The 18,570-nt window shown below is 53.2% G+C and carries 20 protein-coding genes and 1 pseudogene; 14 read left to right on the top strand and 7 right to left on the bottom strand.

The genetic code is table 11. The features are described from left to right. Positions 1 to 170: 170 nt before the first annotated feature. On the bottom strand, positions 171 to 1,085 hold the full coding sequence (locus JL661_RS11920) for an effector binding domain-containing protein (protein ID WP_062772397.1): 915 nt from the start codon (positions 1,083 to 1,085) through the stop codon (positions 171 to 173). A 346-nt stretch (positions 1,086 to 1,431) separates the two neighbouring features. Here JL661_RS11920 and JL661_RS11915 point away from each other — a divergent pair. After that, positions 1,432 to 2,992, top strand: a pseudogene (locus JL661_RS11915) (methyl-accepting chemotaxis protein). Between the two features lie 6 nt (positions 2,993 to 2,998). Here JL661_RS11915 and JL661_RS11910 read toward each other — a convergent pair. Next, the gene (locus tag JL661_RS11910; RefSeq protein ID WP_004241842.1) at positions 2,999 to 3,367 is read right to left on the bottom strand and encodes a MerR family transcriptional regulator; all 369 of its coding nucleotides are present in this window, start codon (positions 3,365 to 3,367) and stop codon (positions 2,999 to 3,001) included. Positions 3,368 to 3,438: 71 nt separating this feature from the next. Between JL661_RS11910 and JL661_RS11905 the strand changes: the two genes are divergently transcribed. The 6 genes from JL661_RS11905 (at position 3,439) to JL661_RS11880 (ending at position 9,778) form a co-directional block, all read left to right on the top strand. Then, positions 3,439 to 4,227 (top strand): SDR family NAD(P)-dependent oxidoreductase, encoded by a 789-nt coding sequence (locus JL661_RS11905; RefSeq protein ID WP_062772400.1) that lies wholly within the window; start codon positions 3,439 to 3,441, stop codon positions 4,225 to 4,227. 91 nt (positions 4,228 to 4,318) lie between these two features. After that, entirely contained in the window at positions 4,319 to 4,852 is a 534-nt protein-coding gene (locus tag JL661_RS11900; protein WP_062772404.1) for a GNAT family N-acetyltransferase, read from the top strand. A 113-nt stretch (positions 4,853 to 4,965) separates the two neighbouring features. After that, positions 4,966 to 7,140: an ornithine decarboxylase gene (gene speC / locus JL661_RS11895; protein WP_062772407.1), complete on the top strand. Its 2,175-nt coding sequence runs from the start codon at positions 4,966 to 4,968 to the stop codon at positions 7,138 to 7,140. Further along, on the top strand, positions 7,137 to 7,697 hold the full coding sequence (locus tag JL661_RS11890) for a hypothetical protein (RefSeq protein ID WP_062772409.1): 561 nt from the start codon (positions 7,137 to 7,139) through the stop codon (positions 7,695 to 7,697). Before speC ends, JL661_RS11890 begins: the two co-directional genes overlap by 4 nt. A 113-nt stretch (positions 7,698 to 7,810) precedes the next feature. Continuing rightward, positions 7,811 to 8,824, top strand: coding sequence for a nitrilase family protein (locus tag JL661_RS11885; protein ID WP_062772412.1), 1,014 nt, complete (start codon positions 7,811 to 7,813; stop codon positions 8,822 to 8,824). Positions 8,825 to 8,884: 60 nt separating this feature from the next. Further along, positions 8,885 to 9,778, top strand: coding sequence for a LysR family transcriptional regulator (locus tag JL661_RS11880; protein WP_062772634.1), 894 nt, complete (start codon positions 8,885 to 8,887; stop codon positions 9,776 to 9,778). A 153-nt stretch (positions 9,779 to 9,931) separates the two neighbouring features. Here JL661_RS11880 and JL661_RS11870 read toward each other — a convergent pair whose 3' ends face one another. Further along, the gene (locus tag JL661_RS11870) at positions 9,932 to 10,834 is read right to left on the bottom strand and encodes a LysR substrate-binding domain-containing protein (RefSeq protein WP_223302375.1); all 903 of its coding nucleotides are present in this window, start codon (positions 10,832 to 10,834) and stop codon (positions 9,932 to 9,934) included. A 98-nt stretch (positions 10,835 to 10,932) separates the two neighbouring features. Between JL661_RS11870 and JL661_RS11865 the strand changes: the two genes are divergently transcribed. Beyond that, positions 10,933 to 11,847 (top strand): DMT family transporter, encoded by a 915-nt coding sequence (locus JL661_RS11865; protein ID WP_004238538.1) that lies wholly within the window; start codon positions 10,933 to 10,935, stop codon positions 11,845 to 11,847. Between the two features lie 18 nt (positions 11,848 to 11,865). Here JL661_RS11865 and JL661_RS11860 read toward each other — a convergent pair whose 3' ends face one another. After that, a complete protein-coding gene (locus JL661_RS11860; RefSeq protein WP_036417147.1) occupies positions 11,866 to 12,402 on the bottom strand; it encodes a DMT family transporter in 537 nt (178 codons plus the stop codon). A gap of 118 nt (positions 12,403 to 12,520) precedes the next feature. Between JL661_RS11860 and JL661_RS11855 the strand changes: the two genes are divergently transcribed. After that, positions 12,521 to 13,390, top strand: a complete 870-nt coding sequence (locus JL661_RS11855; RefSeq protein WP_225310103.1) for a LysR family transcriptional regulator — start codon at positions 12,521 to 12,523, stop codon at positions 13,388 to 13,390. 3 nt (positions 13,391 to 13,393) lie between these two features. Here the strand turns inward: JL661_RS11855 and JL661_RS11850 are convergent, their stop codons facing one another. Beyond that, positions 13,394 to 13,834 (bottom strand): hypothetical protein, encoded by a 441-nt coding sequence (locus JL661_RS11850; RefSeq protein ID WP_004238535.1) that lies wholly within the window; start codon positions 13,832 to 13,834, stop codon positions 13,394 to 13,396. Between the two features lie 244 nt (positions 13,835 to 14,078). On the opposite strand from JL661_RS11850, the gene JL661_RS11845 reads away from it, so the two are divergent. After that, the gene (locus tag JL661_RS11845) at positions 14,079 to 14,423 is read left to right on the top strand and encodes a DMT family protein (protein WP_036416952.1); all 345 of its coding nucleotides are present in this window, start codon (positions 14,079 to 14,081) and stop codon (positions 14,421 to 14,423) included. 142 nt (positions 14,424 to 14,565) lie between these two features. Continuing rightward, positions 14,566 to 14,997, top strand: a complete 432-nt coding sequence (locus JL661_RS11840) for a carboxymuconolactone decarboxylase family protein (RefSeq protein ID WP_032098440.1) — start codon at positions 14,566 to 14,568, stop codon at positions 14,995 to 14,997. Positions 14,998 to 15,024: 27 nt separating this feature from the next. Here JL661_RS11840 and JL661_RS11835 read toward each other — a convergent pair whose 3' ends face one another. Together JL661_RS11835 and fosA13 are read right to left on the bottom strand one after the other, a co-directional pair. After that, on the bottom strand, positions 15,025 to 15,471 hold the full coding sequence (locus tag JL661_RS11835; protein ID WP_032098439.1) for a VOC family protein: 447 nt from the start codon (positions 15,469 to 15,471) through the stop codon (positions 15,025 to 15,027). 35 nt (positions 15,472 to 15,506) lie between these two features. Continuing rightward, on the bottom strand, positions 15,507 to 15,938 hold the full coding sequence (fosA13, locus tag JL661_RS11830; RefSeq protein WP_004238530.1) for a FosA13 family fosfomycin resistance glutathione transferase: 432 nt from the start codon (positions 15,936 to 15,938) through the stop codon (positions 15,507 to 15,509). A gap of 326 nt (positions 15,939 to 16,264) precedes the next feature. Between fosA13 and JL661_RS11825 the strand changes: the two genes are divergently transcribed. The 3 genes from JL661_RS11825 to JL661_RS11815 are packed head-to-tail and all read left to right on the top strand — an operon-like array spanning position 16,265 to position 18,474. Further along, positions 16,265 to 17,422 carry a double-cubane-cluster-containing anaerobic reductase gene (locus JL661_RS11825; protein WP_062772415.1) on the top strand — a complete coding sequence of 386 codons (1,158 nt, stop codon included), beginning with the start codon at positions 16,265 to 16,267 and terminating at the stop codon, positions 17,420 to 17,422. Positions 17,423 to 17,431: 9 nt separating this feature from the next. Further along, on the top strand, positions 17,432 to 18,235 hold the full coding sequence (locus tag JL661_RS11820) for an acyl-CoA dehydratase activase (RefSeq protein WP_004241861.1): 804 nt from the start codon (positions 17,432 to 17,434) through the stop codon (positions 18,233 to 18,235). Then, a complete protein-coding gene (locus JL661_RS11815) occupies positions 18,232 to 18,474 on the top strand; it encodes a putative Se/S carrier-like protein (RefSeq protein ID WP_004238527.1) in 243 nt (80 codons plus the stop codon). Before JL661_RS11820 ends, JL661_RS11815 begins: the two co-directional genes overlap by 4 nt. Positions 18,475 to 18,570 lie beyond the last annotated feature (96 nt).

Raw genomic sequence — 18,570 nt, 5'->3', positions numbered from 1 at the left:
CGGACTACACAGAAAGCAATTTTGCCGGTATTGAGCACGGTGACGGGATTTCGGTGATCCGTTTTCATGCACCCTGGTGTGAGCTGTGCCGCCGGAGTGGACAGGAGTTTGCCTGTATTTCCGGGCCGCAGCCGGCTTCTGTCTTCACACAAGCCGTACATAATGCGTTGTTATCGCATGACCGGGATGTAGTAATTAATCTCTTCCACATACTGTAAGCCGTTGGCAATGAACTCATCATGCCGCTCTGCGGGCAGCAGTTTATAGTGTTCAATATCCGGGCCCCGTCTGCGCAGCAGGTTCATTTCTGCCAGCGTGCCGGAATAGGCAGCATGAATAATATTGTTGTAATCAGCGGGCAGATTTTTCAGCATGGCCGGATCAATGGTAATTCTGAGATAATGCCCGCCCGGTAAGGTCACCGGAGAAAGTGATGCGCGGCGGATGCTGTCCGCTGATAATACGGACGGAATGACCGCCGTGGTATAGGCATAACTGATGTCATCTGCGGTTGATTCATACGGGGCATGTATGGCATACAAATCCGCCGGAATAATATTCACTTCCTTAAAAAACTTCTCCCAAAATTCACGCCGGAATTTCCGGTTTTCAGTCTGCCAGTCAGACAGATGTTTCCGGTGATAATGATGAGAGCCCGCTAACAGCATTTCCGGTAATTCGGTCAGTTCAGACTGAAACGGAATCAGGTTTTCCGCCTGTAACGGAAAACAGAAGCCGTTACTGTCCCAGCCTGCTTTCTTGCGGTAGGCGGAAGGGGTGGTATTAAACTGGGATTTAAAGGCGCGGCAGAATGTCTGCTGTGAATCGAAGCGGTATTTCACCGAAATATCGAGAATACTGCTGCGGGTGATCCGCAATGCCTTTGCTGCACAGGATAAGCGTCGGGCACGGATATATTTTCCGATCACGACACCGGTGTGCTCTTTAAATAAGCGCTGTAAATGCCATTTGGAATAACCCGCCCGTGCGGCAATGATATCCAGTGATAAATCAGATTCCAGATTTTGCTCAATCCACAACACCAGACTCTGAATAATACTTCCGCGAAGCCCGTCTATGTTCATTCTTTTTATTACCGGTAAAGAGTGTTATCGCTCAGTTATCGTGCGATACAAAAGTTAACCTTTTAATATTAAATGAATTTACCTTTTATATCCGCAAGGAGTGTAAATATCTGTATGTAGTGTGCAGTAGTTTGTATTTTTTTTATCAGGAATTGTCTGTTTTTGTGTGAATTTGAGACATACAGACAGAAAAATATCTTGATCCACCGAAAAACGTGCAGCTATTAACCTGAAAAACAACAAAATTTTAAAAAATCACAAAAAATTATAACTTTTGAATTTTCTGCCGATAACAGTATCCGTATGGCCCTGCCAGATCATTTTATCGCCCCTTAAAGGAAACTGTATGCAGTTACTTCGAAACTTATCCATCCGGTTCGTCATGCTGTCGATACTCGGTATTTTGTGTCTGACACTCGGATGTGTCAGTTTTTACAGTGACTGGTCACTGTCGAGAGTGTCTGACGGCAATGCGACCGATCGTCAGCTAGTCCGGCAGCTGACGGTACTGAATCAGGGAAATGACCAGTATTTCCGGTTTATTTCCCGGCTGAACCGCGAAATGCAGAAAAAAGCGGAAGGGGAAGAACCGGATTTAAAACCGTCTGCGGAAGCGATGGAGAATATGGGGCTGCACCTGGCGGAGATGAAACGGATTTCCCCGGGACCGATGGATGTGCAGATGTCAGAAAAGGTGATTGCCCGCTGGCAGACACTCTATGATGAGGGAGTTAAAATTCAGATGCAGCTGGCGGAGCAGGGGGATCAGGCGGGTTACCGTAAGCAGTCCCATGATGTCACACCGCAGCTGAGCAAAGAATTTGGTGCTGCCAGCCTTGAATTTACGCAGGTGGCGGAGACGCGGATCGAACAGACCCGTACCCTGGTGGACGGCCTGATGACCACCACACGGATTGTGATTATCAGCGGCACACTGTTTGGTCTGCTGATCCTGATTTTTGCTGACCGCTATCTGGTGAAGATGATGCAGCGCCCGCTGAACAATGTCCGTCAGCATTTCCGCCGTATTGCCGGGGGGGGACCTCAGCCAGCCGGTGGAAAGTGACGCAGCCGGGCGTAACTGTGTCGGTAAATTGTTCCCGCTGCTCAGTGAGATGCAGGACAGTCTGCGGGATGCGGTCAGTTCTATCCGTGAAGGCAGTGATACCCTGCGCGACAGTGCTTCTGAGATTGCGCGCGGCAATACGGATCTCTCCTCGCGTACCGAGCAGCAGGCGGCGGCGCTGGAAGAGACAGCGGCGAGTATGGAAGAGATCACCGCGACAGTGAAACTGAATGCGGATCATGCGCATCATGCCAGCGAACTGGCGGAAGTAACGTCCTCAACGGCACATCAGGGCCATGAGATGATCGCTGCGGTTATCCGCACAATGGACGAAATTTCCGAGAGTTCACGCAAAATTGCTGAAATCACCAATGTGATTAACAGTATCGCTTTCCAGACTAACATTCTGGCGCTGAATGCCTCGATAGAAGCGGCGCGGGCCGGTGTCCACGGACGCGGCTTTATGGTGGTGGCCGGTGAGGTGCGGACACTGGCCAGCAACAGTGCGGATGCCGCCAAAGAGATTGAACGGCTGATAGCCAATGCGGTGTCCCGTGTTGATCAGGGCATTAAACTGGTCGCCGGCGGCGGGGAAACGATGGAGGAGATTGTCCGTGCCTCCGGTGAAGTCACGGAGATCATGAAAGAAATTGCTATTGCGTCAGAGGAGCAAACCAAAGGGATCTTACAGGTCGGCACTGCAATCACCCAGATGGACACTGTGACCCAGCAGAATGCCTCGCTGGTCAGCAATGTCTCTGAAACCGCCGCCGGGCTGGAATTACAGACACAGGCGCTGCAGAACTCCGTACAGAAATTCCGCCTCAGTGCTGCGGACTGACGCGGCTCAGATTGCTGCCGTGGCCAGTAAATCGCGGTAGTAATCTATCTTTCGTTCCAGGTGCTGAAAATGATCATTCAGCACCGCTATCTGCTGTTGTAATGCCCCGCTGTGTGCCAGCAGTAAATCCATACGCGCCTGTGCCGTTTCCTCTCCCTGAGCCCGTAAATCCGCATAATGTCTGATGGATTTCAGCGGCATGCCGGTTTCTTTCAGTCGGGTGATAAACGTCACCCACTCCGCATCACGGGCGGAATAACAACGGTGATTATTTGCCCGGCGCTGCGGGATCAAAATGCCTTCTTTTTCATAAAACCGCAGGGTATGGATACTGAAACCGGTTAAGGCAGAAAACTCACTGATGGAATAATGCATGCAAGAAACCTCTTGACCTCGAGTGAACTCTATCTTTTACGCTCAGCGGACTAATGTCAAAGGAGGTTTGTATGAACAATCAGAATTATGTGGTGATCACCGGTGCCAGCGCCGGTATCGGGCGGGCAATCGCGGCTGCTTTCGCACGCCGGGGTAATAATGTGGTGCTGGTGGCACGGCGTGAGGATGCATTACTGACACTGAAGGCGGAGCTGATGCAGCAGAACCCGGACATCATGGTTGAAATCCGCGTGTGTGATTTGTCCGTGCCCGGCAATGCGGCGGCGCTGTATCACTCGTTGTCTTCACTGAATATTATTGCGTGGATTAATAATGCCGGTTTCGGCTATTACGGTACGGTGGCAGAGCAGCCGGTGGCGGAAGCGGAGAAGATGCTTGCCCTCAATGTGAATGCCCTGATGGTGTTGTCGGCGCTGTATGTACAGGATTATCAGCATACGGAAGGTGCGCAGCTGATCAATATCAGTTCGGCGGGCGGCTATACGATTGTTCCCTCTGCGGTGACTTACTGCGCCACGAAGTTTTTTGTCAGTGCGTATACAGAAGGGCTGGCGCGTGAGCTTATCCGCAACGGGGCAAAATTGCGGGCAAAAGTACTGGCACCGGCAGCCACACAGACGGAATTTGGTCAGGTGGCGAATAATACCGATTCTTATGATTATGAACGGGCTTTCGGGCGTTATCATACCAGTGACGAAATGGCCGCGTTTGCGCTTGAACTGTATGACGCGGACAGTATCACCGGCATGATTGACCGCGATGATTTCCGTTTTCAACTGGCGGATACCCGGTTCCCGCATGCAGAAAACAGCCGGTCAAATCAGAAAGTGACTCCATAAGATTCTGCGGGTGCTGCCGGGATGATTGCTGTCACCCGGCGTTACTGATAATGTGAGGTAATTCTCATTTTTCAGGTTGGATACCTTTTTTATGCTGCAATTACTTCCGGTTACCTCACCGGCTGATCCGGCACTTGATGATATTCGTCCGCTGTATGAATCTGCTTTTCCGCTGCATGAACAGCGCACGCGGGCAGGGCGGGAAAAACTGTTTTCTCAGCCGGGCTATTATCTGTATCAGATAAGGGATAATGACCGCTTTGCCGGATTTACCGGCTGCTGGCAGATGGGTTCCCTGTTTTATATTGAGCACATTGCTATTGCGCCGCAGATGCGCGGCAGCGGAGTCGGGCAACGGGCGTTGTCACTGTTTTGTCAGGAGAAACAACGGGTTGTTCTGGAGATTGATCCGCTGACGGATGAGGTGGCGCAACGCCGTCTGCGTTTTTATCAGCACTGTGGTTTTGCTGTTAATGACTATATTCATCATCACCCGGCTTACCGCCCGGAATTTCCGCCGCATGAGCTGGTGATCCTGAGTTATCCGCAGGTTATTAATCCGGAAGAATATCAGCAATTTAAGCACTTTCTTATCCATCACATTATGCCGGAAAATCTGTTGTAGCGCCCGGCTCACCGCATGTTATGATGACCGCTTTTCCGGCGGTCTGCCTGCCGGTTCCCGTACCGTACTCTGCTGACACCTGTTGTCAGCGGGGATGACTTTGCAGGGTTGTCATGAACAAGAAAAAATGTGCGGTCAGTGAGCTGCTCAGCGACATGCCGGATCTCCCGTTTGAAACGGTTTCTCTCAGTGAGTGTGATTTCACGGCGGTGTCTGTGTGTCTGGTGGCACCGGCAGATACCGGCAACGGCCAGTTGGCGCGGATCCGGCAACAGGGCTTCGGCCAGCCGGTTTTTATGGTGCTCAGCGGCGGTGAAACAGAGGCGCTGCCGGATGGTATCAGCGGGGTTATCGATCTCCGCCGCGATGACAGCCGTACGGTCGGTGACACACTTCTGCGTGCGGCACAGTCCTGTGAAGAGAGCCTGTTACCGCCGTTTTTCGGGCGGATGAAACACTATACCGCACAGCAGAATATCTCCTTTGCCTGTCCCGGCCATCAGGGCGGGGAATTTTTCCGCCGTCATCCTGCCGGGCAGCAGTTTACCGACTACTTCGGTGATGCACTGTTCCGGGCTGATCTCTGCAATGCAGATACAGCGCTGGGTGACCTTCTGATCCACGAAGGGGCAGCACTGGCCGCGCAACAGCATGCCGCGAAAGTCTTTCATGCGGACAAAACCTGGTTTGTGCTCAACGGCACGTCGTCATCCAACAAAGTGGTGCTGAATGCCTTGCTGACACCGGGTGATCTGGTGTTATTCGATCGTAATAATCACAAATCCAACCACCACGGCGCGCTGATCCAGGCCGGTGCCACACCGGTTTATCTGGAGGCGGCGCGTAACCCGTTCGGTTTTATCGGCGGCATTGATGCTCACTGTTTTGATGAGGATTACCTGCGGGCACTGGCGGCAAAAGCCGCACCGGAAAAAGCGGGAGATAAGCGCCCGTTCCGGCTGGCGGTGATCCAACTGGGGACGTATGACGGCACGGTGTATAACGCCCGTCAGGTGGTGGACAGCATCGGCCCGCTGTGTGATTACATTTTGTTTGATTCCGCGTGGGTCGGCTATGAGCAGTTTATCCCGGTGATGCAGATGTGTTCACCGATGCTGCTGGAACTGAATGAAAACGACCCCGGCATTCTGGTAACGCAATCTGTTCACAAACAGATGGCCGGGTTCTCCCAGGCGTCTCAGATCCATAAAAAAGATAAACATATCAAAGGACAGGCGCGTTATGTCTCTTTCCGGCAGATGAATAATGCCTTTATGATGCATGCCTCCACCAGCCCGTTTTATCCGCTGTTTGCCGCACTGGATGTGAATGCGAAAATGCATGAGGGCGAACCCGGACGGCGTCTGTGGGCGGAGTGTGTCAGAACGGGGATTGAAGCCCGTAAACTGTTGCTGCGGACGTGTCAGCATATCCGTCCCTTCATCCCCGATACTGTGGACGGCCGTCCGTGGGAAGAGGCGGAAACCGGTGTTATCGCTGCAGACCGGCGTTTTTTCAATTTTGTGCCGGGCGAGCGCTGGCACGGTTTTGAGGGTTATGCGGACGATCAGTATTTTGTCGATCCCTGCAAATTATTACTGACCACTCCCGGGGTGGATGTCAGCAGCGGAGAGTATGAGGATTTCGGCGTTCCGGCGACGATTCTGGCGTATTACCTGCGCGAAAATCAGATTGTCGCGGAAAAATGTGACCTGAATTCCATCCTGTTTTTGCTGACCCCGGCAGAAACGCCGGAAAAAATGCAGCGGCTGATCCGGCAGATAGCCCGGTTTGAGCAGTTGCTGGACAGCGACGCGGCGCTGGAAAGCGTCCTGCCGTCACTGTGCCGCACGTATCCGTCGCGTTATGCGGGATATACACTGCGGCAGCTGTGTCAGGAAATGCACGATCTGTTTGTGAAACATAATGTTAAACAGCGCCAGAAAGAGATGTTCCGCCGCCGCTGTTTCCCGGCGGTACGGATGTCGCCGAAAGCGGCACATACTGAATTTGTCCGCGGCAATACAGAACGGGTGGCGGTGTCAGAGATAGCCGGACGTATCGCGGCGGAAGGGGCTCTGCCGTATCCGCCGGGTGTCTTGTGTGTGGTGCCGGGGGAAGTCTGGGAAGCCCCGGTTCAGCGCTATTTCCTCGCGCTGGAAGAGACCGCCGACCGCTTTCCGGGCTTCGCGCCGGAATTACAGGGGGCGTATATTGAACAGGATGACAGCGGACACCAGCGTGTGTATGCCTGCGTTATCCGCCATCAGCAGGGAGAAGGACAATGACAGCAGAACAGTTTCATCAGCGTATATGGGAAATTCTGGAAGATCTCAACAGCGACTATTTTCAGGTGGTCGCCGCCCCCGCACCGGAGCCGCAGGCTGTCGCAGCAGCAGAGGCACTGACCGGCGTGCCGGTACCGGCGTATTACTCTGCATTCTGTCAGCGTACCAACGGTCTGTGCGTGATGGCCCGGGAAGAGTTCTGGCCGGAAGCGGAACTCTATTCTGTGGGACCGGCATGGACGTTCTGGCGCGGCGTGGTATTGCTCGGATTCGATACCCCCGATCTGCCGGAGTGGGCATCCGTCACGGCGGCCTGTGAGCGGCTGGCTGATTACGAAGTTACCGGTGTACTGCCACTGATGAAAGTGGTCGGTGACGGCAATATTATCTGGGGGCTGGATAAATCCGGCACTCCGGTCGAGGTGGCGGAAGGTGAAATTACCCGGCTGCCTGCCGACTTTACCGCATGCTATGAGGAACAAATCCGTGGTCTGGCAGAACGCCAGACGGAGATGATGGAGCGGATTGCGGAGCAGAAACGCCGCACGGCTGAATAAATCCTCACTTTCCATTCCTGTTGGTTATCGGACGAATCAGATAACTCATTATACGGACTCTCTGTGCTGTGATGTGATAGGGGCAGAGAGTTCAATCTGATGAGGACATGATAATGCCTGTTAACACACCTTCCGCACTGCGGGTCGCCACTGTGCAGTTTCAGCACCGCCCCGGCGACAAAGAATACAATCTTGCCTGTATTGATAAGTTTATTGAGCGCGCCCGCACGGAGCAGGTGCAGATTCTTGTGCTGCCGGAAATGTGCATCACCGGCTACTGGCATGTGACAAAACTGCCGGATGAGGATGTCCGCGCACTCAGCGAGCCGCTGGCGGACAGCCCGTCACTGCGGCATCTCTGCGCCCGCGCCCGGGAAACCGGTATGATTATCGGGGCGGGGCTGATTGAAGACGGCGGTGACGGCCATTGCTATAACACCTATGTGGCCTGTATGCCGGATGGCACTTATCATGCGCACCGCAAACTGCATGCCTTTGAGCATCCGGTTATCCGCAGCGGTAATCAATACACCGTATTTGATACACCGTGGGGTGTGAAAGCGGCCATTCTTATCTGCTGGGACAACAACCTGGTGGAAAATCCGCGTGCCTGCGCACTGATGGGGGCTGATATCATTCTGGCTCCGCACCAGACCGGCGGCACCTGTTCACGCAGTCCGTACGGAATGAAACCGGTTCCGCTGACACTGTGGAAAGAACGGGATAAACATCCGGAAGCGTTACGTGCGGCTTTTCAGGGAGAGCACGGACGCGGCTGGCTGATGCGCTGGCTGCCGGCAAGGGCGCATGATAACGGGGTATTTTATCTGTTCAGTAACGGCGTGGGACAGGATGATGATGAAGTCCGCACCGGTAATGCCATGGTGATTGATCCTTACGGGCGGGTTGTGGCGGAAAGTCAGGCTGTTGAGGATGACATGGTGGTGGCTGATCTCGACCTGACACTGCTGCCGCTGTCCACCGGGCGGCGCTGGATAACCGGCCGCCGTCCGGAGCTGTATCAGATCCTGACACAGCATCAGGGTTATGAACGGGATGCGCGGACAGTCCGGTTTGCGGAAGACGCTGTGGTGGTCGCTCCGGCGGAACCCCGGCCGAAAGGATGATTGCCCGGTGATGCCGGTCAGGTTATGCTCATGACCGGCATCTCAGACAGGATAATCAGCATGGATCTGCGTTTACTGCGGGCATTTGTGACTCTGGCCGGTTGCGGACATTATCATGAGGCGGCATCCGTCCTTTGCATTACCCAGCCCGCACTGACCAAACAGATAAAACTGCTGGAGAACAGGCTCGGGCTGACACTGTTTGTGCGCGGACGACACGGTGCTCAACTGACGGCGGAGGGCGCTGAATTATTACCGGCAGCCACGGCGCTGGTGACACAGAGCCGGGAGTTTATGCATCATGCGGCGCGACTGAGCCGTCAGTTACCGGCGCGGCTGAATGTCGGGTTCGGTATTTCGGCATTTAAAGAAGCGGCTGAATTTGTCAGCCGGCTGCAAAGAACGCTGCCGGATGTGCAGGTGTCTCTGGATGATTTCCCCTCTCAGGTGATGACTGAAAAATTACTTTCCGGTGAACTGGATATCGCCTTTATGCGCCTGCCGCTGCCGGAAAATACGGTTCACTGCCCGGAAGCTGTAGCCTTTAAGCAGGAAACATTATCTCTCGCGGTACCGGCCGGAACTGTAGTGCAGCCCGGTCAGGAATTGTCACTGATCACCCGCAATCCGCTGCTGACATTGCATGAAAACCGGGGCGCGGGGCTGTATCACCAGATAACGGCATTTCTGGATGCTAATCATGTTACCCCGCAGGCGGTGCACTACAGCAGTGATATCCGGACACTGATTGCCCTGGTGGCGGCCGGTGCAGGTGTCGCTCTCCTGCCCGGCGAAGCCGGTGATCCGGGGCATCCGGATGTCACGTTTTACCCGCTGACTGACTTTGCACAGGCATCCTGGAAGATGGGTATGGTCTGGCGGCAGCAGTGGCGCGAGTGGTTGACAGTAAAAGATCACCCGTTCGGTTTCAGTAAACCCGGGAGCCCGGTGTAACCGCTGCGACGCGGTGTTATCCGGTGAGGTATCGGAGGCCGGTTCGCGGCAGCCGTTGACATAATCTGTCCGCACAGAGGCTTCCGCAAACGCGGCGGTTTGCCCGTCTGCGGTGCAGAGGAAAAAGGCACACAGTGACAGATTCTGGTTCTATTATGTATTCTCCGCTGTGTGAGCAAATGCATGACAAAACCAGTCACTGACGGCGCTGATCATCGCCTGATCGGCACTGTGGCGGTTATGCAGCAGATAAAATCCTTTGCCGGAATGCAGTGTCAGTTCCGGAAACAAAGGAATAAGGGTCTGTTGTGCCAGCTCGTGTTCCAGCAGGAAATCATTGGCAATCAGAATACCCTGCTGATGCACCGCCGCATCAATCGCCAGTAAGAACTGATCAAAATGCAGTCCGGCGGTGAACGGTGTGCCGCCGGACGCTATCCCGGCATAGTGTTCCAGCCAACTGTCCCAGTAAGGATAGAGTGTGGTGTGCAGCAGTACCGCGTTTTTCAGATCTGCCGGGCTGTGAAGTGACAGCCGCGCGGCATAAGCGGGATGGCAAAACAGACGGCAGGGGGCGTCAGATAACAGCACCCGTGCCGGTTGCGTGCGGGATAAATCAGTATAGCGGACAGCCAGATCCACATTGTCTTTTTCCAGCGAAACCAGCGCTGCTGTGGCATTCAGATGCAGATCCAATCCCGGAAAAGTGCGGACAAAATCACTCATCCTGGGAGAGAACCATTTGGAGGCCAGCCCGGGCGGCATGGACAGAGTCAGGGTATGGCGTGCCGCATAGCGGATTGTTTCACCGGCGGCGCGGATCTGTTCCAGCGCGGGCTGAATTAAGCGATAGTATTTCTGTCCTGTCTCTGTCACCGTCAGTTTGCGGATCTCACGCAGAAACAACATCACGCCCAGCTCATCCTCCAGCTTTTTTATCTGCTGACTGACCGCACCCGGTGTGACATGCAGGAATTCTGCCGCTCTGATAAAGCTGCCGAGCCGGACGCTGGCTTCAAAGGCCAGCAGGGCTTTCATCGGCGGATAACGGTTCATGAAATAGTTTTTCTCTTTCATAAGGTAATTTAAATCGGTTGTAGCACAGCCCCGGATTCAGAACAATAGCCCCATCAGAAAAAAGGGGTAGCAATAGTATGAACAGTAAAACGGCAGCAGCCTTCGCGTTCCTCGGCATTATCTGGGGAACGAACTTTATTTTTATGCGCCAGGCAAGTGAGTGGATTTCGCCGGTACAGATTGTATTTCTGCGGGTATTATGCGGCTTTGTACCGATTGCGGTGATGGCGTGGATGCAGAAAGCAGTGCGCCGCGAGCACCTGAAATACACCGGACATTTCCTTGTGATGGCGCTTCTGGCCACGGTGATTTATTACTGGGCGTTTGCTTCCGGCACCTCATTACTGCTCTCCGGCGTCTCCGGTGTGCTCAGCGGGGCAATTCCGCTGTTCTCGTTTATTGTCGCGGCGATTTTTCTGCGTCAGGAAAAAATCACGGTAATGCGTCTGTGCGGGCTGATGCTTGGCTTTGCCGGAGTGATTCTGATCGCCAAGCCGTGGCAGGTCAGCGGGGAGAGTATCAGTCTCGCCGGGGTGGGTTATATGATTCTGGGATCACTGAGTGTGGGGATTTCCTTTGTGTATGCCAAAAAATTCCTTGCGGATAAACAGATTGCTCCGCTGGCGCTGACCACCTATCAGATTGGCCTTGCGTTGGTGATCCTGGCCTGCATCACGCCATTTACCGGCATTACCGCCATTGCGCAGGACAGCACTGCCAGCCTCGGGCTGATTATCGGGCTGGGATTGCTCGGCACCGGGGTGGCGTATCTGACGTATTACTATCTGATCCTGAATCTGGGGGCTGTAGTGGCTTCATCCGTGACCTATATCCCGCCGGTGGTGGCACTGATTGTCGGGTTCCTCGCCGCCAATGAGCAGCTTGGCGTGACAGAGATTCTGTCGATGGTGCTGATTATGAGTGGTGTCTTCTTATTACAGCGTCCTTCGCGCCGCCCGGAAGCGGAGAAGGAAGCTGAAGCTGTGCAGTAATATTCCGGGAAACCAAACCTATCTTTTTATTGTCTGTTCGATTTGAGTTGCATTTCCTGCCCCGCTGTCAGTATCGCGGGGCTTTTTTTCACCCGCAAACTGCATCACCAGCACACCCGCCACCACCAGGCCGATACCGGCGAGTTTGGCTATCTGAACCGGTTGTTTCGGCATTCCGAACAGACCGAAGTGTTCAATCAGCGCGGAAATCACCAGCTGACCGGCAATCACCATCACGAAAAAGGTAATTCCGCCGATTTTCGGTACCAGGATCAGAGCGGAGGTCAGATACAGCATTCCGGCTATCCCGCCGAGCCAGATCCAGAACGGCTGATGCAGTAAATCTGCGCTCAGCACCGGTTTCGGAACTTTAAATATTAATAATAACGGTGCTAAAACAATAATACTGATTAATAATGATACAAGACTGGCCCATAACGGATGACCCAGATGGCGTGCTAACACTGCATTGCTGACCGCTTGCACCGGTACTATGGCACCGGCAAAAAAAGCACAAACAATCAAAGCAATAGCGGATAATGATAAGGTTGACATAGTGGCCTCCCTGGTTAACGTTTTATTAACATCAATCATAGGTGATCCCCGGCAGAACCGGAAATGATCAATTTTATAGGGCACTATTCGTATCATGAATAATATAAAGAAATTAGATTTGAATCAGCTGGTTACCCTGCATGCACTGCTGCGTGAACGCCATGTCAGCCGGGCTGCCGTGTCTCTGCACCGTAGTCAGCCTGCTGTCAGCCACACACTGAACCAACTGCGGGATTTATTTCAGGATCCGCTGCTTATCCGCAGACAGGGCCGTTATCATCTGTCCGGTAAGGCAGAAGCACTGTATGCGCCGCTGACGCAGGCACTGAGCCAGCTCGATGACCTGATCGCACAGCAGGATTTCCGGCCGGAAAATTGCACGCGGCGGTTTAATATCGCCATGTCCGATTACGGGGCGGCGATTTTCAGCGGAAAACTGATCCGTTATCTGCGGACTGCCGCGCCGCAGGTCGATTTGCAAATCTGGCAGGGCAGCCGCGAGGAGATGCAGGGAAAATTACAGGAAGGCAGTCTCGATCTGGCCTTCGGGGTATTTACAGCCACAGATTACACTCTCCGCACAAAAACGGTTTTTACGGACACCATGGTCAGTGTTGCGGATAAACAATACTGCACCAACGGCACGATGCCGATGGCGGACTGGCTCTCGCACCCGCATATCCTGGCGAGCATGAAGCCGTATGAAGCCAATGAGATTGACCGGCAGTTACAGCTGCTCAATTACCGGCGGCGCATTGCGGTCTCTGTTCCTTACTGGCAGATTGCCTCGCAGTTACCGGAAGGCACTGATCTGATCCTGACGGTGGCGCAGCGGGCGCTGCCGGATATACTCAGCCCGTCATTACAGGTATTTACGCCGCCGCTGACTATCGCGCCGCTCAGTTTTCAGATGTTATGGCACCAGCGCAGTGAAGGGGATGCGGCACTCGGCTGGCTGCGGGAAGTGGTGATGCGGGTGTGTGACTGATGCTCAGTGTGTTGTCCGGCGGCAGTTTTGCAGTTCCAGCAGAAATGAGCCGTTATTACCGCCGGTGCGTTTATTTAAGCCGAAAACAAAGCGCCGCTGTGACGGTGTGAAATAAGCGAGTCCGCTGAAGGTACCGGCATAAATCAGGGTATCTTCGCCGATCTCCTGTAAATCCTGCTTTGACATGGTGGCAAACTGTTTAATCGGTGTCAGTGCCGGGGAATGATAGGGGGACGGTTGCGTATCCAGCACCGTAAAGCGGTCATTATGAAACAGAACGACGGATTCACGCTGTTTATCCGGAAAATAAAAATCGCGCATTGCGCCCTGTTTTCGCTGATAACTGGCGGATGAAATCTCACATTTGTAATAGCCGTTCAGTGACCCTCCGGCGGCATAACCGGATAAAGAGACAAAAAATAATAAGAAAGTTAATAAACGCATAAACAGGATAGTTGTTTTTACAAATATTAAGTGTAATAGGATGCGGTTATCCGCACAATCAGTTCAGTACAATCTTCCGGAAATCAGCAGAAAGAATAAAGGGCTGAATACGCGTATAATGCAAATTTTATAAGTACATAGCGGGAAAGTTTGTTTCCGTAACTATCATCCTGATCATATATCCGTTTATCAGAGATCGGCGTAAAATAGCGGCTGATATTATTTTTTACTGACGGATCCCCCTATGCTGGCGAAGTTTCTCCCGATTTTTCTGCTTGTTCTCTCCAATATTTTTATGATGTTTGCCTGGTACGGACACCTGAAGTTTGTTGGTAAGCCCCTTATTGCGGTGATTTTTTTCAGCTGGCTGATTGCGCTGGCGGAATATTGTCTGGCGGTGCCGGCCAACCGGATCGGTCATCAGTACTACAGTGCCGCCGAGCTGAAAACTATGCAGGAAGTGATCACTCTGTGTGTCTTTATGGTATTTTCTGTCGCTTATCTGGGTGAAAGCATCACGCTGAATCACCTTATCGGCTTCGGATTTATTGCCGCCGGGGCTTTCTTTATTTTTAAAGGACCGTTTTAACCGCCACCACACAATGACGATAACGATACTGTGAATTTATCCATAATATAGCGGGGTGACTGGTTATATCACCAGGGATTATTGCCGGGTATAGCGCCCGGTTTCCGGGATACTTTTTCACTCTGATCAAGGCAGGTCTGTTATGTCATCACTACGTTTATCTTATCCGAAACTCAGTCCGGCAGCGTATGCGGGGCTGATTGCCTGTAAAAATGCACTGGAAAGCAGCGCGTTATCCCCTGAACTGGTTGAGCTGGTGTATCTGCGGGTATCCCAGATTAACGGCTGCGCATTCTGTCTGGAAATGCACACGGCGGCACTGCGCAAGCGGGGGATGGTTCAGGAGAAACTTGACGCACTGGCGGGCTGGCGCGTGAGTGAACGTTTCAGTGATCGCGAGCGGGCGGCGCTGGAATGGACGGAAGCTGTCACACAGTTATCGGCTCAGAATACTGATGAGGCAACCTGGCAGCGTGTGAAGGCACATTTTTCTGATGCGGAAATGAGTGATCTGACAATCGCGGCAGGGCTGATGAATGCCTTCAACCGGATTGCTGTCAGTCTGCGTCAGTAGCGGATCACAGCAAGCCGGCACCGGCGGTTATTCGCCGGTGTTATCCCGCAGCCACGGAGTGATAGTCAGCCCGACAAGTAAACCTTCCGGGCTGAGCAGACGGGTGACGGACTGTCCCCACGGCTCGGTTCTGTTTGCCACCAGCAGCGGGTAGCCCTGTGACTGTAAAAATTCCGTGGCCGCTGCCAGGTCGCGCACTTCAAACTCGACCCATGCCTGCGGCTCCGGATGTGACGACGGCCAGCTGTCCTGTCCGAAACAGGAGACAGCGGCGTGGCTGAGCGGCCAGAGCGCGAAGTGTTTCACACCGTGCAGGCTGTGATCTGCGGTCAGGTAATCAGGCACGCCTTCAGATTCACTGAGCGGCAGGCCGACAGTATCCGCAAAGAAGTGTTTGCTGCGGGCGGGATCGCGGGTCACCGGACCAAAACCGGCGACAAACAGCACACCGGGAACGGCTGGGTAATCAGACATAGCAGTGTCTCCGTAAGATAAGGGTTTATCCCATCTTACACATTAATCTGCCCGGGTGCCGGAAATATCATCTCTTCATACGGTGCTTCACGGCAGGCATCCAGCCGCTGCTGTATCCCGCCGGAATGTGCCTCAAGCTGATGCCCGTCCGGGTCAAGAAAATAGACGGAATCACCTTCACTGCGGTTACGTTTCCAGAGTGTTATCTGATGAGCGGCGAGAAGTGAGCGGAAAGCCGGGAACTGCTCAGGAGGAAGGGTGAAAGCGTAGTGGGTATAACCCTGATGAATAGGCCGGTGAATGATTTCCGGATCTGCCGATAAACAGATCCACAGTTCTCCGCAGGTCAGGTAAGCCCCGTATTTCCAGCGGGTATGCAGCGTCATTTTCAGAATATCGCGGTAAAAATGCAGGCTGCGATCCAAATCGGCGACCGCCAGGGTCAGATGATTCATTCCTGTTAACATATATCCTCCGTCAGCATCCGGCTGTTATAAACAGCACGTCTGAGTCAGGTGAAAGGAAGCCGTATCAGTGGTTGTACGGTGGGGGGTTATCATCATCAGGAAGCTCTCAGGGTAAAATATCAGTCAGGTTTATGATTACCCTGAAGCTTACTGACTGACAACGCAGGGTGCCAGATAATTCCGTTGCCGGGCGTTGTGATTTAAGATCACGTTAATTTAGTCCCGTCAGGGATATTCACCCTGAATATGATTTACCTCAATTATCCTTATTATTAATAGGTCTACTCTGGCGCCACACTTTAATAATGATAATGGTAGGTCTACTTATGTCATTAGTCACACAACTTCCGTCGATCTTTTCTGATTTCTCCGATGCCCGCCAACAGGGCTTTCTCACTGTAATGAAACTGAAAGAGCAGGGTGTCCCGCTGGTGGGAACCTATTGCACTTTTATGCCGCAGGAGATTGCTATGGCCGCCGGTGCAGCGGTTGTCTCCCTCTGTTCAACCAGTGATGAAACCATTGAAGAAGCGGAAAAAACCTTACCCCGCAACTTATGTCCTCTGATCAAAAGCAGCTACGGATTCGGTAAAACCGATAAATGCCCCTACTTCTATTTTTCTGACATCGTGGTCGGTGAAACTACCTGCGACGGCAAAAAGAAAATGTATGAATATATGGCGGAATTTAAACCTGTCCATGTGATGCAACTGCCGAATAACAGTGAAAGTGCGGAATCTGTCGCACTCTGGCGCTCGGAAATCATCCGTTTTCAGAAACGGCTGGAAGAGCAGTTCGGCTGTGAAATTACAGAGCAGGGGATCCGTGATGCTATCGATCTGCGCAACCGCGAACGCCGTGCATTAACCGAATTTTACCACCTCGGGCAACTCAATCCGCCTGCGATGACCGGCCGTGAGATCCTCAGTGTGGTCTATGGTGCCACCTTCAAATTTGATAAACGCGCTCTGATCGGCGAGCTGGAAACGCTGACCGCCAAAGTGCGTGCGGAATATGCTGCCGGTAAACGGCTGGATCCGCGTCCGCGCATTCTGATCACCGGCTGCCCGATTGGCGGGGCGGCGGAAAAAGTGGTGCGGATTATCGAAGAGAACGGCGGCTGGGTGGTCGGTTATGAAAACTGCACAGGCGCGAAAGCCACTGAACAGTGTGTGGATGAAAATCCGCAGGCCGATGTTTATGATGCCCTGACCGAAAAATACCTTGCTATCGGTTGCTCCTGTATTTCACCGAACACACAGCGTCTGAATATGCTCAGTGAGATGGTGCAGGACTATCAGGTGGACGGGGTGATTGATGTGATCCTCCAGGCCTGTCACACCTATGCGGTGGAATCGCTGCTGATAAACCGGCATATCCGTGAAAAACACGATATCCCGTATATGGCGATTGAGACAGATTATTCCACCTCTGACACCGGTCAGCTTGCTACCCGCATTGCCGCTTTTATTGAGATGTTATAAGGAGGCGTCATGCTGAGTATCGGTATTGACTCGGGCTCGACGGCCACCAAAGGGATTTTGTTCAGTGATGAAGACGGCGGCGTGATCCTGCGCCGCTTCCTGATCCCGACTCCGTTCCGGCCGCAGTCCGCGATTCTGGAAGCCTGGGAAACCCTCTGCGGTGAATGTGACACCAAACCGTATCTGACCCTCACCGGCTATGGCCGCAAGCTGGCGGACTTTGCGGACAAACAGGTCACGGAAATCTCCTGTCACGGTATCGGGGCGCGCTGGCTGCATCCGCAGACCCGCACGGTCATTGATATCGGCGGCCAGGACAGCAAGGTGATCCGGCTTGATGAACAGGGGCATCTCACGGATTTTCTGATGAACGACAAATGTGCCGCCGGGACGGGGCGTTTTCTGGATGTGATCAGCCGGACACTCGGCACCGATATCACGGCGGTGGATGACACCATCCGCGGGATTGAGCCGCATGCTATCTCCAGCATGTGTACGGTCTTTGCCGAATCGGAAGTGATCAGCCTGCGATCTGCCGGGGTGGAGCCGGAGTCGATTCTGTCGGGAATTGTGAATTCAATGGCACAACGTACCGCCGGGTTTGCCAAGCGGCTGAGTACTGTGCCGTCTGTGCTGTTCAGCGGCGGCGTCAGCCGCAGTCAGACGTTCTGTGAGCGGCTTTCACAGCACCTGGGGGCGGAGGTTATCACGCATCCGGACGGGCAGTTTGCCGGTGCTATAGGTGCGGCCATTTACGGCATCCGTCAGTTACAGAAACAGGCCGTCATGACCTCCGGGGATATCCGTTCATGAATGACTATCTGATTTTATTTGAAAATATGCTCGGTGTGGTGGCGATGCGCAAGCATCTCACAGCGGCCGGGCAGCCTTTCACCGTGACGGATATCCCGCCGTCACTGGGCAAAGCCTGTGGTCTGGGGATCCGCCTCAGTGTCAGTGATGATTCACTCCCGGCACTGCGCGACCGTCCGCAGGTCACGGAAATATACCGCTGTGAAGCGGCGGAATATGTACTGACGGCGGCGGAGTAAACCGCGCTTACAGACAGATAACAAACCACAATCACGATAATCCGGCATTTTTTATTCTGTTATGTTGTAAAAAATAATAAAAATGAAGGGTCTTAT

The organism is Morganella morganii, assembly GCF_019243775.1.
Classification (GTDB): Bacteria; Pseudomonadota; Gammaproteobacteria; order Enterobacterales; family Enterobacteriaceae; genus Morganella; species Morganella morganii.
Note: the sequence above shows the minus strand (reverse complement) of the source record. Positions and strands in the feature narration are given on the sequence as shown.